This is a genomic window from Candidatus Rokuibacteriota bacterium, from assembly GCA_016209385.1.
Taxonomy (GTDB): Bacteria; Methylomirabilota; Methylomirabilia; order Rokubacteriales; family CSP1-6; genus JACQWB01.
The window spans coordinates 26037-48617 of the sequence record JACQWB010000215.1; the positions used below are offsets into that span (position 1 = coordinate 26037).

22 protein-coding genes are annotated in these 22581 nt (G+C 67.6%); 17 read left to right on the plus strand and 5 right to left on the minus strand.

Annotated features, from left to right (window positions below; genetic code table 11):
- The 5 genes from HY726_15980 to shc are packed head-to-tail and all read right to left on the minus strand — an operon-like array spanning window position 1 to window position 4643.
- The gene (locus tag HY726_15980; protein ID MBI4610497.1) at window positions 1–645 is read right to left on the minus strand and encodes an ABC transporter substrate-binding protein; all 645 of its coding nucleotides are present in this window, start codon (window positions 643–645) and stop codon (window positions 1–3) included.
- Window positions 646–679: 34 nt separating this feature from the next.
- Window positions 680–1120: an outer membrane lipid asymmetry maintenance protein MlaD gene (mlaD, locus tag HY726_15985; GenBank protein ID MBI4610498.1), complete on the minus strand. Its 441-nt coding sequence runs from the start codon at window positions 1118–1120 to the stop codon at window positions 680–682.
- A gap of 54 nt (window positions 1121–1174) precedes the next feature.
- Complete coding sequence (locus tag HY726_15990; GenBank protein ID MBI4610499.1) at window positions 1175–1921, minus strand: ABC transporter ATP-binding protein; 747 nt, start codon at window positions 1919–1921, stop codon at window positions 1175–1177.
- Complete coding sequence (locus HY726_15995) at window positions 1918–2706, minus strand: ABC transporter permease (protein MBI4610500.1); 789 nt, start codon at window positions 2704–2706, stop codon at window positions 1918–1920. The genes HY726_15990 and HY726_15995 overlap by 4 nt, the downstream gene beginning before the upstream one ends.
- Window positions 2703–4643 (minus strand): squalene--hopene cyclase, encoded by a 1941-nt coding sequence (shc, locus tag HY726_16000; protein MBI4610501.1) that lies wholly within the window; start codon window positions 4641–4643, stop codon window positions 2703–2705. Before shc ends, HY726_15995 begins: the two co-directional genes overlap by 4 nt.
- Window positions 4644–4748: 105 nt before the next feature.
- Between shc and HY726_16005 the strand changes: the two genes are divergently transcribed.
- The 17 genes from HY726_16005 to HY726_16085 all read left to right on the plus strand — a co-directional run.
- Window positions 4749–5564, plus strand: coding sequence for a carotenoid biosynthesis protein (locus HY726_16005; protein ID MBI4610502.1), 816 nt, complete (start codon window positions 4749–4751; stop codon window positions 5562–5564).
- Window positions 5561–6583, plus strand: a complete 1023-nt coding sequence (gene hpnH / locus HY726_16010) for an adenosyl-hopene transferase HpnH (GenBank protein ID MBI4610503.1) — start codon at window positions 5561–5563, stop codon at window positions 6581–6583. Before HY726_16005 ends, hpnH begins: the two co-directional genes overlap by 4 nt.
- Before the next feature lie 3 nt (window positions 6584–6586).
- Entirely contained in the window at window positions 6587–6922 is a 336-nt protein-coding gene (locus HY726_16015; protein ID MBI4610504.1) for a hypothetical protein, read from the plus strand.
- Window positions 6919–7638 (plus strand): hypothetical protein, encoded by a 720-nt coding sequence (locus tag HY726_16020; protein MBI4610505.1) that lies wholly within the window; start codon window positions 6919–6921, stop codon window positions 7636–7638. Before HY726_16015 ends, HY726_16020 begins: the two co-directional genes overlap by 4 nt.
- Window positions 7639–7844: 206 nt before the next feature.
- Complete coding sequence (locus tag HY726_16025) at window positions 7845–8861, plus strand: NAD-dependent epimerase/dehydratase family protein (GenBank protein ID MBI4610506.1); 1017 nt, start codon at window positions 7845–7847, stop codon at window positions 8859–8861.
- Window positions 8858–9709 carry a presqualene diphosphate synthase HpnD gene (gene hpnD / locus HY726_16030; protein MBI4610507.1) on the plus strand — a complete coding sequence of 284 codons (852 nt, stop codon included), beginning with the start codon at window positions 8858–8860 and terminating at the stop codon, window positions 9707–9709. The genes HY726_16025 and hpnD overlap by 4 nt, the downstream gene beginning before the upstream one ends.
- Window positions 9706–10749 (plus strand): alcohol dehydrogenase catalytic domain-containing protein, encoded by a 1044-nt coding sequence (locus HY726_16035; protein ID MBI4610508.1) that lies wholly within the window; start codon window positions 9706–9708, stop codon window positions 10747–10749. The genes hpnD and HY726_16035 overlap by 4 nt, the downstream gene beginning before the upstream one ends.
- Entirely contained in the window at window positions 10746–11339 is a 594-nt protein-coding gene (locus HY726_16040; protein ID MBI4610509.1) for an acyloxyacyl hydrolase, read from the plus strand. The genes HY726_16035 and HY726_16040 overlap by 4 nt, the downstream gene beginning before the upstream one ends.
- A gap of 78 nt (window positions 11340–11417) precedes the next feature.
- Window positions 11418–12419 carry a 4-hydroxy-3-methylbut-2-enyl diphosphate reductase gene (ispH, locus tag HY726_16045; protein MBI4610510.1) on the plus strand — a complete coding sequence of 334 codons (1002 nt, stop codon included), beginning with the start codon at window positions 11418–11420 and terminating at the stop codon, window positions 12417–12419.
- A 342-nt stretch (window positions 12420–12761) separates the two neighbouring features.
- Entirely contained in the window at window positions 12762–14606 is a 1845-nt protein-coding gene (locus tag HY726_16050; protein ID MBI4610511.1) for a M28 family peptidase, read from the plus strand.
- Window positions 14607–14755: 149 nt separating this feature from the next.
- Window positions 14756–16840, plus strand: coding sequence for an elongation factor G (gene fusA / locus HY726_16055; protein MBI4610512.1), 2085 nt, complete (start codon window positions 14756–14758; stop codon window positions 16838–16840).
- Window positions 16841–16947: 107 nt separating this feature from the next.
- Entirely contained in the window at window positions 16948–17829 is an 882-nt protein-coding gene (locus HY726_16060) for a fumarate hydratase (GenBank protein ID MBI4610513.1), read from the plus strand.
- Window positions 17830–17831: 2 nt separating this feature from the next.
- Window positions 17832–18422, plus strand: coding sequence for a fumarate hydratase C-terminal domain-containing protein (locus HY726_16065; protein ID MBI4610514.1), 591 nt, complete (start codon window positions 17832–17834; stop codon window positions 18420–18422).
- Between the two features lie 238 nt (window positions 18423–18660).
- On the plus strand, window positions 18661–19653 hold the full coding sequence (locus HY726_16070; GenBank protein ID MBI4610515.1) for a hypothetical protein: 993 nt from the start codon (window positions 18661–18663) through the stop codon (window positions 19651–19653).
- The gene (locus tag HY726_16075) at window positions 19646–20464 is read left to right on the plus strand and encodes a phosphosulfolactate synthase (protein MBI4610516.1); all 819 of its coding nucleotides are present in this window, start codon (window positions 19646–19648) and stop codon (window positions 20462–20464) included. Before HY726_16070 ends, HY726_16075 begins: the two co-directional genes overlap by 8 nt.
- Window positions 20465–20477: 13 nt before the next feature.
- On the plus strand, window positions 20478–22004 hold the full coding sequence (gene nrfD / locus HY726_16080; protein MBI4610517.1) for a polysulfide reductase NrfD: 1527 nt from the start codon (window positions 20478–20480) through the stop codon (window positions 22002–22004).
- An 11-nt stretch (window positions 22005–22015) separates the two neighbouring features.
- On the plus strand, window positions 22016–22581 hold a 566-nt coding region (locus HY726_16085), incomplete at its 3' end, for a molybdopterin-dependent oxidoreductase (GenBank protein ID MBI4610518.1).

Sequence of the window (22581 nt, forward strand, 5' to 3'; positions counted from 1 at the left end):
TCAGCGTTTCGTCGCGGGCGCCTTGACCTTGGAGTCTTCCGCGCCGGCGAACTCCTCCTGCTTGGTCTTCAGCTTCTTCACCAGCTCCTGGTAGGACGAGGTCTGGATGATCTTGTTGAACTGGGTGCGGTAGTTGGAGACCAGGCTGACACCCTCAATCGAGACGTCGTAGACGAGCCAGCGGTCCCCCCGGCGGAGGAGCCGGTAGTCGACCGGCACCTCGGTGCCCTGCGGCGTGGCGATCTTGGTCCGGACGGTCGCCACGTCGCCATCGACCAGCTCCCCGACGTAGGCGATCTTCTCCCCGCCGTAGAGGTCGATCTTGGAGATGTACGCGCGCTCCAGCAGGTCCCCGAAAAGCCTGACGAACTCCTCCCGTTCCCGGTCGGTCCGAGCCTGCCAGTGTCGGGCGAGGGAACGCTTCGCGGTCTCGGCGAAGTCGAAGATGTCGTTGGCCACCTTCCGGACCGCCGCGCGCCGGTCCTTCCCCTTGCTGTCTTCTTTGAGCGCCGGGTCCTCGAGGATCTTCACGACCTTGTCGATGGCACCCCTGAGCTGGTCCGTCGGAGCTCCCGCCGACGCCGGCACCGCCAGCAGGGCGAGGAGCCCGGCGAGCACGAGGCTCGGATACCGAGAATGCATCATCGGCGGACCTCCAGTATGGCGAGCGTCTGACACCTCACACTTTCCCGAAGATGTACTTGGAGAGCAGCTCCTCGAAATCCACCGGCGCCTCCACCTCGCGGAGGCGGCCGTTGGGCGGGATGAGCCGATCCGAGCCGCCCGGGTTGATCCGCACGTACTTCTCGCCGATCAGCCCTTTGGTCTTGATGGAGACGATGGCGTCCTCCTGGAGTTTGACCTCGGAGCGGATCCGCATCGTGACCCGCGCCTGGTAGTCCGCCAGGGTGATGGCCTCGACGCGCCCGACCTCCACGCCGGCGATCTCCACGGCGGAGCCGGGTTTGAGGCCGCCGACGGATGGGAAATCGGCGGTGACCACGTATCCAGGTCCTCCCAGCAGCTCGACTCGCCCCAGTTTAATCGAAAGGTACGCCAAAGCCAAGATGCCGAGGATGACGAAGACCCCGACCCCGAACTCCAGCGCTGCTCGGCGCATCTTCAGCTCTCCCCACTCCGCGACTTCGGCGGTTCCGACAGGCGGTTCGGGGGTTCAGGTGGGCCGGATGGGGCCCTCAACCTCCCCCCGGATGAACTGCTGGACCACCGGGTTCTGCGAGGCCTGAATCGCCTCCGGCGGTCCGGCCTCGACGATGACGCCGGCGTGGAGCATGGCCACGCGTTGGGCGATCTGGAAGATCTCGGGGATCTCGTGGCTCACCATCACCGCCGTGAAGCGGAACTTCCGATGGAGATCGAGGATCAGGTGGTGGATGGCGTTCACGAGCACCGGATCGAGCCCAGTCGTGGGCTCGTCGAAGAAGACGATCTCGGGCTCCGTGACCAGCGCCCGCGCGATGGCGACGCGCTTTTTCATCCCGCCCGAGATCTCGGCGGGAAATTTGTGGCCCATCCCGGCCAGCCCGACCTGCGCCAGCTTCTCCTCCACCCGTCCCGTCACCTCCGCGGCCGGCAGACGTCGCTTCTCGCGGAGCGGGAACGCCACGTTGTCGAAGACCGTCATGGAGTCGAAGAGCGCCCCGCCCTGGAAGACGACGCCGTAGCGCTGCCGGATCCCGTCAAGCGCGCGCGGGCGGAGGCGCGTGATATCGGTCCCGTCCACCAGGACGCGTCCCGCGTCCGGTCGGAGCAGCCCCAGGAGGTGCTTGAGGAACACCGTCTTCCCTCCGCCGCTCCGGCCGATGACGATCATGACCTCGCCGGTCGGCACTTCCAGCGAGAGGCCCTGGAGGACCGCCTGGCCGTCGAAGGATTTGTAGAGGTCCTCGGCGCGTATCACGGGAGCACGGAGCCCATGAAATAGTCCCAGACGAGGATCAGGACCGAGGAGAGCACGACCGCCTCGGTCGTGGCGCGCGACACGCCCTCGGCGCCGTGGCCCGCGTAGTATCCCTTGTAGGCGCAGACCCAGGTCACGAGGACGCCGAAGCTCAGCGACTTCCAGAAGCCGGTCATGATGTCGGCCAGGTCCACGAAGGTCTGCATCTCGCCGAAGTAGGTCCCGGACGAGAGGCCCAAGAGCTTCACGCCGACGAGATAGCCGCCGAAGATGCCGACCACGTCGAAGAGGGCGGTCATGAGCGGAAAGGTGATGAGGCCGGCCACGAGCGCCGGGACGACCAGGTAGCGGAACGGGTTCAGGGCCATCACGGTGAGGGCGTCGATCTGCTCGGAAATCCGCATGATCCCGATCTCGGCCGTCAGCGCGGAGCCCGCTCGTCCCGTCACCATGAGGGCTGAGAGCACCGGGCCGAGCTCCCGGATAAGCGAGAGCGCGACCGCCGGGCCGAGAAAGGCCTCCGAGCCGAAGCGCGTGAGCGTGAGGAATACCTGGAGTCCCAGCACCATCCCGGTGAAGGCGCCGGTGAGGATGATGACCGAGAGCGAGCGGAACCCGATGAAGTGGATCCGTTGCAGCACCTGGTAGCCCTTGAAGGGAGGGATGAAGGTCCACGTGATCGCTTGAGCGAGGAAGAGCCCGAAGCGGCCCAGCGACTGCACTCCCTCCAGCGAGACCTGGCCGACGGACTGGACGGAAGTCAGGAGGGCGGCGTAGGCGCTCATCGGTTGCTTTGGCGATAGACCCCCAATGCCCACAAGGGGAAGTACTTCGCGTAATAGTGGTACTTGAGGTACAAGACTCGGGGGAAGCCAGTGCCGTTCCAGTAGCGATCCTCCCACGAGCCGTCGTCCCGCTGGCTCTCGAGCAGGTACCGCATGCCCCGCTCGACGCGCGCGCCCGCGGTGCGACCGCCGGCAAACAGGCTCAGCAGCGCCCAGGCTGTGTGGCTCGGCGTCGACGGTCCCACCCCGGCCAGGGAGCGGTCCGCGTAGCTCTCGCAGGTCTCGCCCCAGCCGCCGTCCGGGTTCTGCCTGCTCTCGATCCAATCGAGCGCCTTCTGGACGTACCCCTGCGAGAGGTCTTCCCCGATCGCCCGCAGTCCCCGGAGCACCGACCAGGTGCCGTAGATGTAGTTCACGCCCCAGCGCCCGTACCACGGGCCGCTCGGGTGCTGGGTGCGCCGGAGGAAGCGGATCGCTCTCGCCGCCCCGGGGAAGTCGGGACCATAGCCGAGCGTGCCCAGGGCTTCGAGCCCGCGCCCGGTGAGGTCTTCGGTGGAGGGGTCGAGGAGCGCCCCGTGGTCGGCGAAGGGGATGTGGTTGAGGATGAGCCGGTTGTTGTCAGCATCGAAGGACCCCCACCCGCCGTCGGTGCCCTGCATCCCGAGCACCCAGTGGAGCCCTCGCTTGAGGGCAAAGCGCTGTTTGTCCGGGTCGAGGCCCCGGATCTTCTGGAGCGCCACCATGGCCATCCCCGTGTCGTCAAGATCCGGATAGAAGTCGTTGCCGTACTGAAACGGCCAACCTCCGGGCATGACGTGCGGACGCTTCACCCGCCAGTCGCCGGGCACCAGCACCTGCTTACCGAGGAGCCACTCCCCGGCCTGGAGGAGCGCCGGGTGATCCGCGGGCAGGCCGGACTCGATCAGCGCGTTGACGGCGAGCGCGGTATCCCAGACCGGTGAGGGGCAAGGCGTGTAGTGAATCGCCTCCGCCGTCTCGACGGCGAGCGCCTCGATTTCCTTGAGCTGGTTTTGGATCAGCGGGTGGTCGTTCGGATACCCAAGGCAGCGCAGGGCGAGGACCGCGTTGGCCATGGCAGGGTAAATGCCGCCAAGCCCGCCGGGGACGGCGAGCCGCGGCTCCAACCACTGGCGGGCCGCCTCGATGGCCTGGGCCCGCCGCGGCCGCGGACTCCACCGCTCCCAGGCCTTGAGCGCGTCGTCCGCGGTGATGAAGAAGTTCTTCCAGAACCACGTCTTGAGCGAGAACGGGCGGGGCACCCGGGGGAACCGGAGCCGCGCCCGCTCCCTCGGGACGGGCCAGAGCTCGTCGAGCCTCAGGTCGGGCGGGAGCCGCTTCACCGGCCGCTTGTCCATCAGGATGAGGAGCGGAACGATCACCGTCCGGGACCAGTAGGAGACCTCGTAGAGGTTGAAGGACCACCACCGCGGCAGCAGCTTGATCTCCTGCGGCACCAGCATGATCTCCACCGGCATGGCCGGCACCCCCGACCACGGATATTCGCCGAACAGCGCCAGCGTGATCTTGGTGAAGACCTTGGCCCTGACCGGACCGCCCAGCTCCCTGATCAACCGACGCGCCGAGACCATCGCCGGATCGTCGACAGGAACGCGAGCCAGCTTCAGAGCGAAATACGCTTTAATGGTCGCTGACAGATTGGCCTGGCCGCCTTCGAAGAGGTTCCAACCGCCGTCGGGGAGCTGGCGGGAACGCAAGTACGCGACGGCCTTGGCCTCTCGCTCCCGATCCACCTGGTCCAGCAGGTGGCGGAGGAGGAGGTACTCGGTGGTGATGGTGGTGTCGGTCTCGAGCTCGCCGACCCAGTGGCCGTCGCCCGCCTGGGTGCCGAGGAGAAAGGCCCGGGCCCGCTCGATGGCCGCGTCAACGGTTGAACGGGACAGTGTCAAGGTGAGCACGACGCTCGATCCTATCACAGCGGATCGGAAATGGAAATGTGAACAATTAGCTTGAAAAATCAGCGGGGTTTCGGTAATGTCCTGTCGGGTTCGCTGGGGCACCTGATGACTGATCTTCCCTATCTCCTGCTCGCGACCGTGCTCCTCAGACCCTACGTCTTTGCGTTCCTGGCTGCTCATCTGTTCGTGGCGGGCCGGGAGCTTGGCGGCCGGCGCACCCTTGCCTTCACCGGGTGGGCGTGGGCGGTGGCCTTTGCCGCTGAGTTCGCCTCCACGCGGACGGGGGTCCCGTTCGGGCTCTACCACTATACAGGCGCGAGCCGGGGGCAGGAGCTGTACCTGGCCAACGTGCCGTTCATGGACTCCCTGTCGTTCGGCTTCCTGGCCTACGCCTCCTTCGCCCTGGCCCGGCTCGTCCTCGACCGGGCCCGGGGCGTCGGGGTCGTGTTTCTCTCCGGCCTGCTGATGATGCTGCTCGATGTGGTCATCGATCCGCTCGCGGTCCGCGGGGATCGCTGGTTCCTGGGAGCGATCTTCTACTACCCCGAGGGGGGGGCGTACTTCGGCGTTCCGCTGTCGAACTTCCTTGGATGGGCCGTCGTGGGGTGGGTCATCGTCGGGGCGTATTCCTGGGTCTGCGGAAGCGAGGCTCCACCGCGACGGCGCGACCTCCTCGGCGGGATCGCGCTCTACTATGCCGTTCTGGTCTTCAACTTAGCTGTCACCTGGTGGATCGGCGAGCTACTGTTGCTGAGCGCAGGGGTGTTGCTCCACGCGGCCGGGGGAATGCTGCTCTGGCTCTGGCGGACCTTTGTCGCAGAGGGCAACGTCTCGGGCGTTTCGAGCGCGGGCTTCGCCCGCGCAACCCTAGGGGGGAGGCTTCGGAAGGGGGGCGAAGCCCCCCTCCGAGGATTATCGTGAGCGTGCCACTCTTGCAGATGTGGGCCGTGGCCTCCTACGTGATCAAGCAGAAGGTCCGGGGGAGGACGCGCTACCCGCTCGTGCTGATGCTCGAGCCGCTCTTCCGCTGCAACCTGGCGTGCGCGGGCTGCGGGAAGATCCAGTACCCGCCCCAGATCCTGCGGAAGCACCTCTCGGTCGAAGAGTGCCTCAGGGCCGTCGATGAATGCGGGGCGCCGGTGGTGAGCATTCCCGGCGGGGAACCGCTGCTGTACCCGGAGATCGGGAGGCTGGTCGACGCCCTGGTTGCCCGGAAGAAGTACGTCTACCTCTGTACGAACGGGCTCCTGCTCAAGGAGAAGCTCGAACAGGGTGTGTTCAAGCCCTCTAGGTATCTCAGCTTCAGCATCCACATGGACGGTCTCCGCGAGGAGCACGATGCGGCCGTGTGCCGCGATGGTGTGTACGACAAGGCCGTGGAGGCCATCTGGGATGCCGTGCGGCGCGGGTTCCGGGTCACCACGAACACGACCCTCTTCGATGGGGCCTCCCCGCTGCGGGTGAGGGAGTTTTTCGACGAGATGGTGAACCTCGGCGTGGAAGGCATGATGATCTCCCCCGGGTACAGCTACTCCAAGGCGCCGGACCAGGAGCACTTCCTCCGGCGCAGCAAGACCCAGCACCTTTTCTCCGCGATCCTCTCCGGTCCGAAGAAGCGCTGGAAGTTCAACCAGTCGCCGCTGTTCCTGCAGTTCCTCATGGGCAAGCGCGACTACGAGTGCACGCCCTGGGGGAACCCCACCTTCAACATCTTCGGCTGGCAACGCCCCTGCTACCTCCTCCAGGACGGCTATGCCGAGAGCTTCCGGGAGTTGATGGAGAACACGCGCTGGCAGGACTACGGCCGCCGGAGCGGTAACGCGAAGTGCCAGGACTGCATGGTCCACTGCGGCTTCGAGCCCACCGCCGTGAACGAGACGTTCGGGAGCTGGAAGGGCTTCAGGGACACGGTGCTGGCCACGCTCACCGGCAAGCTGTAACCGATGTCGCTCCAGGGTTGGGTGCCGGAGCCGGGCGACTCCCTGACTCTCGCCGAGGTGATCGACCTCGCCTTCGATTACCGCGGCAACACCACGATCGTCAGGGTGGACGGGACCGAGGTGGAAGGCTACATCTTCAATCGCGACCGTGACGTGCCGGAGCCCTTCATCCAGATGTTCGACCTCGCCGGCAACGGGCCCTTCACGATCCGCTATTCCGAGATCCGGAACGTCAAGTTCACCGGCAGGGACATGGCCGCCGACAACTCGTGGACGGCCTGGCTCGAGGCCAAGGGGAAGGGCGCGGCCGACGGCCGCCACGGCAAGGAGCCTGAGTGACTGGGGCCCTCGTCCTCACCGGTGTCGAACTGGAAGCTCGGCGCCTGGCGCGCGAGCTCGAGCTGCCGCGTTCTGCGGACCTCCTCCCTTTTCCTGTCTACGAGGGCTCGCGGAACCGCGTCAGGCTGCGGGTGGTCCCGGTCGGGCTTCGAGCCGCGCTTCTTCCCGACCGCTGGCCGGCGCTCACCCGTGATCTCGCATCGCCGGTGCTCATCGCCGCGGGGAGCTGCGGGGCCCTGGCGCCGGGGCTGGCAGTCGGCGACCTCGTGCTCCCCGAGAGCGTCCTCGGCCCTGCCGGCGAGCGCCTGAATGTTACACCCGGCCTCCACGCCGCGGCGGTGAGGCTCGCGGCCGGCGCGTGGACCGGGCTGCTCCTGTCCAGTTCCGAGGTGATCGCGACGCCGGAGGCGAAGGCCGAGCGCTGGCGCGCGACTGGCGCCTCGGCCGTCGACATGGAGTCTGCCGCCATCCTGGCCTGGGCGTCTCGCCACGGGTCGGCCTCGGTGGTCGTTCGCGCCGTTTCGGACACCGCGCTTCAGCTCCTCCCCGGCGAGCTCGTCGGTCTCGTGACGCGGGCAGGGAGCCTGCGCCACGGTCGTGCGCTGGTCGTCGCCCTGACCTACCCGCGAGCGGTTCCCCACGCGCTGGTCCTCCATCGCGGCACCCGGATGGCGCTGAAGGCGGTCGCGAGGCTGATCGCCGCCCTCGTCGGGTAGCGCCGTGGCGATAACCGTCGCATCTCTGCGTCCTCAGTCGTCACCCATCCTCAACGTACCCGGAGTACGTCTCCCGGCCCACCGTCGGTGGGTACCCGCCCCCACCGTCGGTGGGTACCCGCCCTGCTTCCTGTACCCGTCTTCGATGGGTACCCGGCTCGGTTCTCGCCCCGGCGCGGGGGGTCACTAGCGCTGGAGGGCCGGCGATGGACGTTCTCGTGACCGGCGGCACGGGCTTTGTAGGCGCGAACCTGGTCCGCGAGCTTCTTGCCGAGGGCTACTCGGTGCGCGTTCTCGCCCGTCCCCGGAGCGACAGGCGGGCGTTGGCGGGCTGCCCGGTTGAAGTGATCCCCGGGGACCTGCTCGAGCCCGACTCGCTGCGTCGCGCGGTCCAGGGCTGTCGGGTGGTGTTCCACGTGGCCGCGGACTATCGTCTCTGGGCCCGGGATCCGGAGGCCCTCTACCGGACCAACGTCGAGGGGACGCGCAACGTCCTCGAGGCCGCGCTCCGGGCCGACGTGGAGCGAGTGGTGTATACCTCGACGGTCGGGGTGCTCGGGATCCCGGAAGACGGTCGGCCAGGCACTGAGAGCACGCCGGTCACGCTCGACGAGATGGTCGGCCCCTACAAGCGTTCCAAGTTCCTCGCCGAACGGGTCGCCGACGAGTTCGTCGCCAGGGGGCTCGCGGTGGTCATCGTCAACCCGTCGGCCCCCATCGGCCCCTGGGACGTGAAGCCGACGCCGACAGGCCAGATGATCGTGGACTTCCTGGGGGGCCGGATGTTCGCGACGCTCGACACGGGGCTGAACCTCGTCCACGTCCGGGACGTGGCCAGGGGGCACATCCTGGCCGCCGAAAAGGGGCGGGTCGGGGAGAAGTACATCCTGGGCCGCGAGAACTGTTCGCTGGCGGAGATCTTCCAGCGGCTGAGTCGGATCACAGGCATTCCCGCGCCTCGCTTCCGCGTGCCGTACCCCGTGGCCTGGTTCGGCGCGCTGGTCATGGAAGGCGTCGCCCGCGTGACGGGCGTGCCGCCGCGCGCCTCGTTGACCGCCGTGAAGATGGCGAAGAAGCACATGTACTTCAGCGCGGACAAAGCGGTGCGGGAGCTGGGGCTTCCCCGGACTCCCGTGGAGCAGGCCCTCGGCGACGCGGTAGAGTGGTTCGTCGCTCACGGGTATGCCCCGCGTCCCCCGGCCGCGGGGAGGGGCCGGACATGAACACGGCCGAGCTTTGCTCCTCGCTGACCAAGAAGAGCCGCTCGAACTTCTACTATGCGTTCCTGTTCCTCCCGCGCCCGCAGCGCGAGGCTCTCTACGCCGTCTACGCGTTCTGTCGGATCGTCGACGACGTGGTGGACCTCGGCGGCATCCCGGAGGTGCAGCGCCGGGAACTGGCCCGATGGCGCCAGGAGCTCGCGCGCTGCTTCGAGGGCAAGGCAGAGCATCCCGTCGCGCAGCGCCTCGGTCAGGTGGCTAGGCGCTTTCCGATTCCGCGGACCGCCCTGGAAGCCATTGTGGACGGCGTCGAGATGGACCTCGACCATTTCCGCTACGAGACGTTCGGGGAGCTCTACCCGTACTGCTACCGGGTGGCGGGGGCGGTCGGCCTCTGCTGCATCGAGATCTTCGGCTACAGCGACCCCCGGTGCCACGAGTACGCCGTCAACCTTGGCGTGGCGCTGCAGCTCACGAACATCCTGCGCGACGTTCACGCCGACGCCGAGCGGGGGCGGATCTATCTCCCGCGGGAGGACCTCCGTCGGTTCGGCGTGAGCTCCGAAGACCTGAGGCGGGGCCGCTACACCCCGGCCTTCGTGGAGCTGATGGGGTTCGAGGCCCGACGGGCGCGCGAGTTCTACGCGCGCGCGTGGGCCGCCCTCCCGGCCCGAGACGCCCGGCGCCTGGTGGCCGCCGAGATCATGGGACGGATCTACTTCGCGCTCCTCCAGGCCATCGAGAGGCGCCGGTTCCAGGTCTTCGGCGAGCGGGTTGCGGTGCCGGTCTCGCGCAAACTGGTCATCGCGCTCTCGTGCTGGGCGCGCGCGCGGCTGGGGAAGGCCGCGTGAAGGCCGTCGTCTTCCACGGCCCCGGCGAGCTCCGCTACGAGGAGCTGCCCGTGCCCACGCCCGGCGAGGGTGAGGCGCTGGTCAAGATCGAGGCCGCGCTCACCTGCGGGACCGACGTCAAGACCTTCCGCCGCGGGCATCCCGTGATGATCCCGCGCGTCCCGACCGTGTTCGGCCACGAGCTCGCCGGCACCGTCACGGCGGTCGGCCGCGGCGTGACCGCCGTGCGCGAAGGAGACCGGGTCGTGGCGGCCAACTCGGCGCCGTGCGGGGAGTGCCCGCTCTGTCGCGCGGAGCGCCCGAACCTCTGCCAGGATCTCCTCTTCGTCAACGGGGCCTACGGGGAGTACATCGCGCTCCCGCCGCGGCTCACGGCCAAGAACCTGGTGGTGCTCGGCGGGGCCGTGCCGGCGGGGCGCGCCGCGTTTGCCGAGCCCCTGGCCTGCGCCCTCCACGGGATCGAGCGCGGGCGCGTCGAGCGGGGGCAGACGGTGGCGGTCTTCGGCCACGGCCCGCTCGGCTGTCTCCTCGCCATGGTCGCGGGCGCCCGGAAGGCGCGGGTCCTCCTCGTGGGGAAGACTGGCTTGCGTCTCGAGCGCGTCCGGGCGCTCGGTCTGGCCGAGTGTCTCGACGCGACGGCCGGAGACCCGGTCGCTCAGCTTCGGGCACTCACCGGCGGCCGCGGAGTCGATGTGGCGGTGGACGCGACGGGGCGGCCCGAGGTGTGGGAGCAGGCGATTCAGAGCGTGGCCAGGGGCGGCACCGTGGTATTCTTCGGCGGCTGCGCGCCGGGCACACTGGTGCGGCTCGACACGCGACGAGCGCACTATGACGAGCTGACGCTGGTCGGGGCGTTCCACCACACCCCCGGCCTGATCCGGGCCGCAGTCCGGTGCCTGGAGTCCCAGGAGGTGGTGCCCGACGTTCTCATCACCCACCGGATGGCGCTGGCTCAGGTGCCCGAGGCCCTCGAGCTGATGGCGCGGGGCGAGGCGTTGAAGGTGTTGATCCGGCCGAATACCGAGGGGGAGGACCGATGAGGTCTGCGACCGTCCTGGTCGCGGCGGCGCTGGTCTTCGGAGTGGCAGGCGCCGCGCCGGGCTACGATCCAGCGGACGAGTTCAAGCGGGGGACCATCGTGCTCACGCCCCAGGTCGACGGCGGGATCAGCAACAACATCGAGGGGCACGAGCGGATCACGCTGATCCCGCAGGCGAGCGGAGGCGTCCGGCTCTCCCTGCTCCCGCTGGACCCGCTGGGCCAGGGGCTCTGGCGCGGATCGCTCGAGACCGGGGTCGAGGGGTTCTTCCACTACTACCCGTCCCAGGAGGCCACGGCCGAGGGCCTCAAGCTGGCCTTTCGCTATCACTTTCTCGGCGTGTCGCCGATCTTCCCGTACCTGGAGCTGCTGGCGGGGGTCGGGGGCACGAGCCTCAACGTCGCCGAGGCTAGGTCAAACCACGCGTTCTTCCTCGAGGCCGGCCTCGGGCTCGCGTATTTCGTCGACGAGCGGGTCGCGCTGACGGCGGGCTACCGGCTCCAGCACGTCTCCAACGGTAACGCCGAAAGCCCCAACCGGGGCTTCAACTCCGACCTCGGCGTTCTGGGCGTGTCGGTCTTCTTCCGCTGAGGTCACGGAGCTTCGGCCAGCTCGCGGGAAACCGGTGTTGAACGCGCCGGGAGCGTCGGCTATACTGGCGGCCGTGACATGGCCGTGACCACCGGGCTCAGGGAGATCGTTCTCGCGGGACCCCGTGGCTTCTGCGCGGGGGTCGATCGGGCCATCGACATCGTCGAGCTGGCGCTCCAGGTCTGCTCGCCTCCGGTCTACGTGCGGAGGGAGATCGTCCACAACCGTCACGTGGTGGAGGCGCTGCGGGCCAAGGGGGCCATCTTCGTCGACGAACTGGACGAGGTTCCCGACGGCGCCACCGTGATCTTCAGCGCTCACGGCGTCTCGCCAGCCGTCCGCGAGGAGGCGCGGCGTCGCGGCCTCAGGGTCATCGACGCCACCTGCCCGCTGGTGACCAAGGTGCACCTGGAGGCGGTCCGCTACGCCCGCGAGGGGTACACGATCATCCTGGTCGGGCACGAGGACCACGACGAGGTGATCGGGACCACCGGCGAGGCGCCCGAGCGGATCGTGGTGGTTTCGTCCCCCGAAGAGGTCCAGAAGCTCGAGGTCTCCGACCCCGAGAAGGTCGCCTACATCACGCAGACGACGCTCTCCGTGGACGACACCCGCGATGTGATCGAGGCGCTGCGCCGGCGCTTCCCGCGGATCGTGGGGCCCTCGAAGGACGACATCTGCTACGCGACCCAGAACCGGCAGGCGTCGATCAAGACCGTGGCGGGCGAGGTGGACGTGGTGCTGGTCATCGGCGCCGCCAACAGCTCGAACGCGAACCGCCTGCGGGAGGTGTCAGAGGCGGTGGGGACGCGGGCGTACCTGATCAACGACATCCGCGAGATCAAGGCCGAGTGGCTCGAGGGCGCTGCGCGCGTGGGGATCACCGCGGGGGCCTCCACCCCCGAGTTCCTGGTCCACGAGGCGGTGCAAGCGCTTCGTCGGACCGGAGCCGCGGAGGTCCGGGAGGTCCACGTGGTGGACGAGAATGTCCGGTTCGGGCTCCCGCGCGAGTTGGAGGAAATCGCCCGGCAGGCCGGTCACGTGCTGCCCTCCACGGTGGCCGCCCTCGAACCCGGTTGATCGGGGAGGGGTCAGGCTCTCCCGCCCCGAAGGTCGGTCCGGTTTCTTCCCCGCTTTCCGCCGATACCCGCGTCCGCCCGCTCCCGACGGCCTCGTTCCGCGAGCCCGACCCAGCGGCACCCATGACCGAGGCTTCATCCGCGCTCTAGCATCGGGTCAGGCTCCTGACGCCGGGAGGGGCACGATCTGAGCGGCCGCCGCGTATTCGCTGCGGGGCGGCCCCGGGCAGTGGCCTCAAAGTGCGGAGAGTGTCAGGTGAGAAGCGAAGAAAATCGCAGGTCCAGCGAAGTGCCAAACGCCCTCGCAGCCATCCACGCGCGTTGGGCGCGAGTAGAGTTACGTGTGGCAGAAATTCAGGAGAACATACGGCGCGCGTGCTCGAACCGCTCGCCCGGTGAGAGCTACAACCGGGCCAATGAGCGTCTCGTGGAAGAATTCATTGTCCGGTTGCGACACGAGTTCTCAGGGCGAACCTACGAAGTTCGACGAGAACCGCGGTCGAAAGGCTCGGGCCGCTCCACGGCGGAAACGCTCGCGGATGACTGGCAGCAGGCGCGAACACGGCGAGATGCGCCTTGTGTGGTGATCGAGCGTGAAAAACTCTCGCGCTGGGCTGTTCGCACCACGCGGTGGAACTTCATTTTCACCGTGCCGGGAGAGAGCCCAGATATTTTTCTCCTCGTGGCTCATTATGATACCTGGCGCGGACCCGGAGCCGATGACAACACCACCGGGGAAGAAATCCTCAAGCAATACCTGCTGGCCGACCTGCGGGACTCGCAACGTCCAGGACTCACCCACGTCTACTTCCTGGCGGGCTCGGAGGAATGTGGGTTGATAGGCTTGCTTTCACAGCTCTTGGTGGCGCTGGGACTGAACGTCGGCGTCCAGGCGCTGCAGCAGCAAAGTTTTTGGCTACTGGGACTCGCGCTGGCCCTGTGTCCGCTGGCCAGCTACCGGTTCGGGGTGGCGGGCTCGCGCGAGTATGTGCGAGCGCTCTCATCGGAGGAACTGGAACGCATTCGCGCGGTGGTTTCCATCGACTCCGTGGGCGAAGGGCGACTGTTCATTCCCCGCAGCACGCTGGGAGCCGACTTTATCCGCGCATTGGTTCCCTTTGGCGACTACGATGCGTTCACGGACGTGCTGGAGGAAGGCGCACACCTGCACGGAATCAAGTACAACAACTATCTCGCGGGGGGAACCACCGACCATCTGTCGTTCTTGGAGGTGAACAACGGCCTATGGGCACGCGCAACGCAAGGGCTGCGTCGGGAGTGGGCGCGGCTTACCGGCGGGCATTATCGGGCGGCGCGGCAGATCCCGGCTTCGGCGCTGGTGGCTATGCAGCCGGGTAAAGCCTCCCCACTAGTGTTTGGCGGCAAACTTCACACACCGCAGGACATTCCGGAACGGGTTCACGATCAGCCGTTGATGGATGCGTTGCTGGTTACCGATTACCTGTTTCACATTGTGGAAGGAGGCGAGCGGGTGCGAGAGCCGCGCGATTTGAATGAGTTCCACTATGCGCGCGTGTATGAAGTTGCGCGCCCGGGGAGGCGGGCGTACTGGCTGGCATTGAGAGATGCGGTGGAACCCAACCGGCGCAATCTGAACGCCGTCTATGGAGCAGCAGCGGTCGTCGATGAAGTGAGAAAGGAGGCGACGGTTGATGTGGGCGAGATTGTCGGTTGGGGTGTGGATACTCGGCTGCGGGAGGATGTGGCGGAGCTAGCGGCCGCTGCTGGGTACAGGTACAAGCGGGTTCGCATCGACCGTTTAACGGTGCGCCGGAATGAGCAGGTCTTGCTGTTCGCCCGGAACTTGACGCCGGCGGGGCAGCTAAGACGACGCGTTGACCGCGCAGTCGCGTGGCTAGAACGGTCGATGGGTCGCTATGTCTTCATCACGTTCTTCGCGGCTGGGTATTTGCTGGCCTTCTTGACCAGTGTGGCCCTCGACTTTGGCTTTCGTCATTCCGACCGGTTGCGAACGTGGTTTCTAGATTACCCGGCGATCACCCTCCCGCTGGTGCTGGTGCTTCAATTGGCCGTATTGGTCTTCCTGATGGCGCGCCAGATCCCGACCTGGATTGACAACCACTACAAGCACGAAAACCGCGCCGACAACCTAGGCAGTCTCCGCCGACAGCCAAAGCCTGCACGTGCGGAATCGCTCAAGCCTTGAAGATTCCGGTGGACCAAAAGGGCGTTTATGACGTCATAATCTTGGCGGACCTGGAGGCCTCGATGTGGGGTGCCGCGCGATGCCTGCACATCCTGGCGAGCCGGAAAGCATTGTGGTAGCATTTCTGCCGTCGCGCTGAGGGGGTGACCATGGCGCTTGAGACCGCCAGGATCCGGAACGTCGGCTTCGTCGGCCACGGCGGGGTCGGCAAGACATCGCTGGTCGAGGCGATCCTGTTCTCAACCGGATCCGTGAACCGTCTGGGCCGGGTGGACGACGGCACGACGACCACCGACTTCGACCCCGACGAGGTCAAGCGGAAGATCTCCCTCAACACCGCCGTCGCGTACTGCGATTGGCAGGGTCACCGGCTGAACCTGGTGGACATGCCCGGGTACGGCGACTTCATCTCGGACGCGCGGGCCGGGCTCCGGGTGGTGGAAGCCGCCATCGTGGTGGTGGACGCGGTGGCCGGCGTCCAGGTGCAGACCGAGAAGGTCTGGAAGTTCGCCAGCGAGTACAACCTCCCGCGTCTCGTGGTGGTGAACCGCCTGGACCGGGAGCGCGCCGACTTCTGGCGGACGCTCGAGTCCCTCGGGAAACGCCTCAAGGGCCGCCTCACGCCGCTCCAGCTCCCGGTCGGCGCCGAGGGTGGCTTCCAGGGAGTCGTGGACCTGGTGAAGCAGAAGGCGGTCCTCTACGCGGACCTGAGGCCCCGGGACGCCGAGATCCCCGCTGACCTCGCGGCCCAGGTCAAGGACTACCGGGAGAAGCTCGTCGAGGCCGTGGCGGAGAGCGACGACGAGCTGCTGGCCAAGTACCTGGAGGAGGGGGCGCTCGCCGAGGCCGAGATGCTCAAGGCGCTTCGCAGGGGGATCGCGGAGGGTAAAGTCATCCCGGTGCTGGCGGCCGCCGCCACCAAGAACATCGGCATCCACCCGCTCCTGGACCTGATCGTCGAATCGGTCCCGTCGCCGGCGGACCGGGGTGAGGTCGAAGGCAACGAGCTCAAGACCAAGCAGGCCGGAACCCGCCGGTCCGATCCCAAGACGCCGGTCTCGGCGCTGGTCTTCAAGACCTTGAGCGATCCCCATGTCGGCAAGCTCTCGCTCTTCCGCGTCTACTCGGGGACCCTGAAGTCCGACTCCCAGCTCTTCAACGCCTCCAAGGAAGTCCGGGAGCGGCTCGGCCAGGTGGCCTGGATGCAAGGGAAAGCCCAGAAGGGCGTGGAGGCGCTCGGCCCGGGAGAGATCGGCGTCGTCGCCAAGCTGAAGGAGACCCTGACCGGCGACACGCTCACCGAGGAAGCCAACCCGTTCCTGCTCCAGCGGATCGCCTTCCCGGAGCCCGCGATCTCCTACGCGATCCAGCCTAAGACCCGGGGCGACGAGGATAAGATCTCGAACGCGCTGGCGCGCATTGCCGAGGAGGACCCCACCGTCCGCTCCCACTACGACGCGGAGACCAAGCAGCTCCTGGTCTCGGGCGTGGGGCAGCTCCACGTGGAGGTGATCGTGGAGCGGATGAAGCGCAAGTTCAACGTGGACGTGAACCTGCTCCCGCCCCGGATCCCGTACAAGGAGACGATCAAGGGGCGCGCGGAGGTGCAGGGGAAGTACAAGAAGCAGACCGGGGGCCGCGGCCAGTACGGCGACGTGTGGCTCAAGCTCGAGCCGCTTCAGCGGGGTGCGGGCTTCGAGTTCGTGGACGACATCTTCGGCGGGGCGGTGCCGCGGAACTACATCCCCGCCGTCGAGAAGGGCGTGCGCGACGCGATGAAGCGGGGCGTGATCTCGGGCTACCCGGTCGTGGACGTGCAGGTCACCCTCTACGACGGCACCTACCACGAGGTGGACTCCTCCGACATGGCCTTCCAGATCGCCGGCTCGCTCGCGCTCCAGAAGGGCATCCAGGAAGCCACCCCGATCATCCTGGAGCCGATCATGAACGTCGAGGTCACCGTTCCGACCGATCAGGCCGGCGACGTGATCGGCGATCTGAACGGCCGGCGCGGCCGCATCGTGGGGATGGACCCCGCCGGGGAAACCTCCGCGGTCAAGGCGCAGGCCCCGATGGCCGAGATGCTCAACTTCGAGCCCGCCCTCCGCTCCATGACCGGCGGTCGCGGCGCCTACTCCATGGAGTTCTCCCACTACGAGGAGGTCCCCGCCTTCCTCGCCGAGAAGGTCATCGCCGCGGCCAAGGCGGAGAAGGAGAAGGCCGAGAAGCACTGAACCCCGGGGGGTCTTGCATGACCTGTCCCGCCTGTCGCGCCCAGAGCCCCGCCCCATTCGAGCCCAGGCGCGTGGTCTTCTGACAGGTAAACCAGTAGAATCAAGGCATGCCAGCCATCGATCCGAAGTTGGTGGTGGAGACTGCCAAGGGGCTCTACATCCGGGCGCTGAAGGTCCTCCCGCCCGATGTCAAGGCGGCCCTGGCGCGCGCGCTTGAGCGTGAGAGCCATCCGCGAGCACGCGAGATCCTCGGCGTCATGCTCAAGAACCTGGAGGTCGCGGAGAGCCGTGGGCTCCTGGTCTGCCAGGACACCGGCACTCCGGTCTACAAGCTTCGGATCGGGCGTGGCCTGGAGTACGACGGCCCGGCGCTCATGGCTGCCATCGTTGAGGGCGTGAAGCAGGCCACGCTCGAGCACCCGCTCCGCTCGTCCGTTTGCCACCCGATTGATCGTTCGAACCCTCAGACCAATACCGGGGAGCGGATCCCCGCCATCGAGGTGGAGTTCCTGGAGGACTCTGGATACCTGGAGCTGAAGATGATGCCGAAGGGCTCGGGCTCCGAGAACATGTCCTTCCTCAAGATGCTCTCGCCGGCGGATGGGCTCGCGGGGATCAAGAAATTCGTGCTCCAGTGTGTCCTGGAGGCCGGAGGGAAGCCGTGCCCGCCGACGCTCGTCGGCATCGGGCTCGGGGGGACGTCGGACCTGGCGATGAAGCTCGCCAAGGAGGCGATCTGGCGGCCGATCGGCTCGGCTCACCCGGACCCGGCCATTGCGGCGCTGGAGGCCGAGCTTCTGGAGGCCATCAACTCGACCGGCATCGGCCCCATGGGCCTGGGTGGAGATACCACCGCACTCGCTGTCCAGATCGAGTACGCGCACACCCACATCACGCAGAACCCTGTCGCGGTGACGCTCCAGTGCTGGCGCGGCGAGCGCGCCATGGCTTGCATCTACCCCGACGGCCGCGTCGAGCATGGCTGGTGAGCATGGCCGAGCACAGCTTGACCACGCCGCTCAGCGAGCCCCAGGTGCGGAGCCTGCGCACCGGCGACTGCCTCACCCTCGACGGGATCGTCTTCGGCGTCCGTGACGCCACGCTGATCCGCATCTTCGACCACGGCCAGGCGCCACCCGTCGACCTCCGCGGCGCGGTCTGTCTCCACACCGCCCCGAACGTGAAGAAGATCGGGGAGCGGTACGAGCCGCTCTCGGTGGGCACGACGACGAGCATGAGGATGGACCGCTTCACCGGCCCCCTCCTCGAGCGCTACGGCATCCGCGCCATCATCGGCAAGGGCGGGCTCTCCGGCGAGAGCCTGAAGCACTTCGAGCGTCTTGGGGGCGCGTATCTGGCGATCACCGGCGGGGCGGCCGCCCTGGAGACGACCCAGATCGAGGCCATCGAGGCCGTCTGGTGGGAGGACCTGATGCCCGAGTGCCTCTGGAAGTTCCGGGTGCGGGGGCTCGGGCCGCTCACGGTCGCCATGGACGCCCACGGCGGAAACCTCTACGCCGAGGTTCTCGGGGAGGCGCAGCGGCGCCTCGCCGACATCTACGCGAAGCTCGGCATCAAGTAGACATGCGCCGGGGCGCCCTCCTCCGCTCAGACCTCGTCGCCTCGATGGGCTGCGCTCGCTCGGACGCCTCCGCTGGCCCCCCCATCCCCCCGAGGCGGGGGGTAGTCCTCGCGGCCCAACTGCGTTGGCCCGCTCGGAGCGCTCCGGCGTCCTGCGCTTCGCGGCCCGCTACGGCTCCTCGGATTCGCTCCGGAGGGCATCCCCGGCGCATCTCTCTGCGGCGGGTTACTGTGTAGCCATGGACGTGTTCAGGCGGGGGATCAAGATCTGCGAGGCCCGGATGGGCCTGGTCTCGAACAACAAGGAGCTGGTGACCCGGTCGGAGTACTTCTCGGACCGCGTGATGCAGTCGCTCCTGACCGACTACCACAAGGTGGAGGAGATCCCCTGGGCGGAGGACCTGGACGCCCAGATCGACGTCGTTGACGTGCCGGGCACCGCACCCGAGATCACCCTGGGGCGAAGCCGGGCGCTCGCCGTCGGCGACTGGAGTGCGCTGGAAGCCAGGGCCTCGGACCGCCGCTACACGCTCTTCGGCAACCTGGGCTTTCTCTTCCGCTACACGATCCGGATCCTCGAGGAGCAACACCGGATCTGGTCCTTCCACGCCTCGGCGATGGCGGACGAGAAGACGGGCGAGCTCTGGCTGATCCCCGGCGGCGCGGGCGCCGGCAAGACGGTCTTTCTCCTGGCCGGCCTCGAGCGCGGCTGGAGGATCTTCTCCACCGAGATGACTCACCTCAGGGTGTCCGAGCGCGGGTGCGAGTGGTTCAAGGGATCGCTCTTCGACAACGTGAGGATCGGGACGCTCCTCTACGACTTCCCCGGCGTCGCCGCACGGCTCGGCATCCGCTTCCCCGAGGTCAAGGACCCGTGGGCCCACAAGATCGCCCTCGACCTGGGGCATGTCCAGACCTCCACCGACACGCTCACGAGCCCGCCGCTCAGGATCGTGAGCCCCAAGGTCGAGTCGGGACGCGAGCGCGCCATCGTGTCGCCGATCGAGAAGCGTGAAAAGCTCGTCAAGCTCCTCTTCGACAACGCGACGGAGAAGCACGGCGGGAGCGTGCTCCTTTACGACTGCTTGCCCCTCACGTCGCTGGACACTCCCGGGCTCTCGCGCGAGCGCTTCGAGGCCATGGAGCGGCTCGTCGCGACCGCCGAGATCAGGATGGCGCGGACGACGCTGTGCGGCGCGCGGAACTGCATGGAGGGACTTCTCGATGGCTGAGCGGAAGGCGTGGGAGGGCGTGATCCGGATTCCGGTTGCTGAGCGGACCCAGAAGCCCCGGACCGTGGGCTGGACCATGGTGATCGACAAGGGGCTCGGCCTGAACCAGATCGACGACCTCCTGGGCTCGGCCGCCGCCGCCATCGACGTCATCAAGCTGACCTTCGGCACCTCGGCCTTCGTCCCGTACGATCTCCTGAAGGAGAAAGTGAAACGGATCGCGTCGGCCGGCTGCGACGTGATGCCCGGTGGCACGTTTCAGGAGGTGGCGGTCTGGCAGCGGAGCTACGACCGCTATCTCGAGCGGGCCCAAGCCCTCGGTTTCAACGCGATCGAGATCTCGGACGGGACGATCGAGATGGACCTGAAGACCCGGAGGAGCGTGATCGAGCAGGCCGTGAAGGCCGGATTCAGGGTCCTGACCGAGGTCGGCAAGAAGGACCCGAACGACGCGCTCCCGATGTCGGTGCTCGCCGACCAGGTGATGCACGATCTCTCCCTCGGCGCCTTCATGGTGATCATGGAGGCTCGGGAGGCCGGCAAGGGCGTCGGCATCTACGACGCCTCGGGACTCCCCAAGGAGTCCGAGATCGAGGCGTTCCTGCGCGGCGTCAAGGACCCGTCCCGGCTCCTGTGGGAGGCGCCCCTCGGCAACCAGCAGAAGTACCTGATCCTCAAGTTCGGCCCCAACGTGAACCTCGGCAACATTCCGCCCGAAGACGTCCTGGCGCTCGAGGCCCTCCGCTGCGGCCTCAGGGGCGACACCCTGAAGCGCGCCTGGCAGGCTGACCGCGAGTACCGTCGCGGCTAGCGCCAGGGGCCTCATGCGCTACGGCTTCGTCATCGATCACACTTGCTGCATCGGCTGCCACGCCTGCAGCGTGGCCTGCAAGGAGGAGAACCAGGTCCCGCTCGGCGTCTATCGGACCTGGGTGAAGTACATCGAGCGGGGGACCTTCCCCAACACCCGCCGCTACTTCTCGGTCCTCCGGTGCAACCACTGCGACAACGCCCCCTGCGTGACGATCTGCCCGACCGTCGCGCTCTTCCGGCGATCCGACGGCATCGTAGACTTCGACGGGACGCGCTGCATCGGCTGCAAGTCCTGCATGCAGGCCTGTCCCTACGACGCGCTCTACATCGATCCGGCGACCCAGACCGCGGCGAAGTGCCACTACTGCGCCCATCGCGTCGAGGTCGGGCTCGAGCCCGCCTGCGTCATCGTCTGCCCCGTGCAGGCGATCGTCGCCGGTGATCTCGACGATCCGGCGAGCCGGATCGCCAGGCTCGTCGCCACCGAGCAGGTCCAGGTCCGAAAGCCCGAGCAGGGGACGCGCCCCAAGGTCTTCTACCTCGGCGCCGACGCAGCGGCCCTCACACCGCAGGCGCTCGAGCGGGGCGAGAGCTACCTCTTCGCCCAGACCGGGACGGACCGAGGGGCCCCGAAGCCTGCCCCTCCGGACACGTCGACGCTGAAGGACCTCCAGACGCTGGCGCGGACCGTGTATGACGTCGACCACGTGGAGCGACCCTGGGGATGGAAGGTCGCAACCTACCTCTGGACAAAGGCGGTCGCGGCTGGAGCCCTGCTGCTCCCGGCCCTTGGCGTCGCGGCAGGCTGGAGCGAAGGCGGGCTCCTGGCGGGCGTTGTCGCGCCGTTTCTCGCGCTCGTCTTCCTCGCCCTCACCACGGGGCTGCTGATCTTCGACCTGAAGCGCCCGGATCGCTTCCACTTTATCCTGTTAAAACCCAACTGGCAATCGTGGCTGGTGTGGGGGGCCTGGATCCTGATCGCCTTCGGCGCGGTCACCGGCCTCTGGTTGGTCGGCGGCCTGGCAGTTCATGCGCGGCTCCTCAGGGTCCTCGCGTGGCCCGCGATCCTGCTCGCCGTCGCCGCCGCCGGCTACAGCGCCTTCCTCTTCGGCCAGGCCGAAGGGCGGGACTTCTGGCAGAGCCCCCTCCTCCTGTGGCATCTCCTCGTCGGCGCTGTGCTCGCCGGAGCGGCGAGCCTGATTCTGGCGGGCCTGGCCCTGGGCTCGGGTGCCGCCGTCATCGGTCTGCTCAAGAAGGTGCTTGCCGCCGCCCTTGCCGCCGAGGCCCTGGTCCTGTTCGCGGAGTTGTTCGGCTCCCACCCGAACCAGGATGTCGCGCGCGCGGCGGATCTCCTGACGCGGGGCGGGCTGAGCGGTCCCTTCTGTGGCGGAGTCGTGCTGGCCGGCATCGGCCTCCCCATGCTCCTGCTCCTTGGCGGCACGCCGAGCCTTGTGGTCGCCTCACTCCTTGCCCTGGCAGGGCACTGGCTCTACGAGCTCCTCTGGGTCAGGGCGGGTCAGTCGATTCCGTTAAGTTGAGGCGAACTTCGATGGCAGTCCTTCACGAACCGCTTCATCCCGTGGCGAAGGAGCTTCCGCCGCCGTCCCGAGGCCTCGCCTCGTTCCCGCCCGCTGAGCGCTGGGACGATTGGGAGGAGTACGATCCCGTCGCCTGGCCCCGAAAGGTCAAGCGGAACTACTGGATCATCCCGACCATCTGCTTCAACTGCGAGGCGGCCTGCGGCCTCCTCTCCTATGTGGACAAGCAGACCCTCAGGATCCAGAAGTTCGAGGGGAACCCCGCGCATCCCGGAAGCCGCGGCCGAAACTGCGCCAAGGGCCCGGCCACGCTGAACCAGGTGAAGGATCCGGAGCGGATCCTCTACCCGCTGAGACGCGTGGGGAAGCGCGGCGAGGGCAAGTGGGAGCTGGTGACCTGGGATCAGGTCCTCGACGACATCGGCGGCCGGATCCGGAAGGCCCTGGTCGAGGGGAGACAGCGAGAGGTCATGTACCACCTGGGCCGGCCGGGCCACGAGCTGATCTACCTCCAGCGGGTCTTCCACGCCTGGGGGATCGACGGGCACAACAGCCACACCAACGTCTGCTCGGCCTC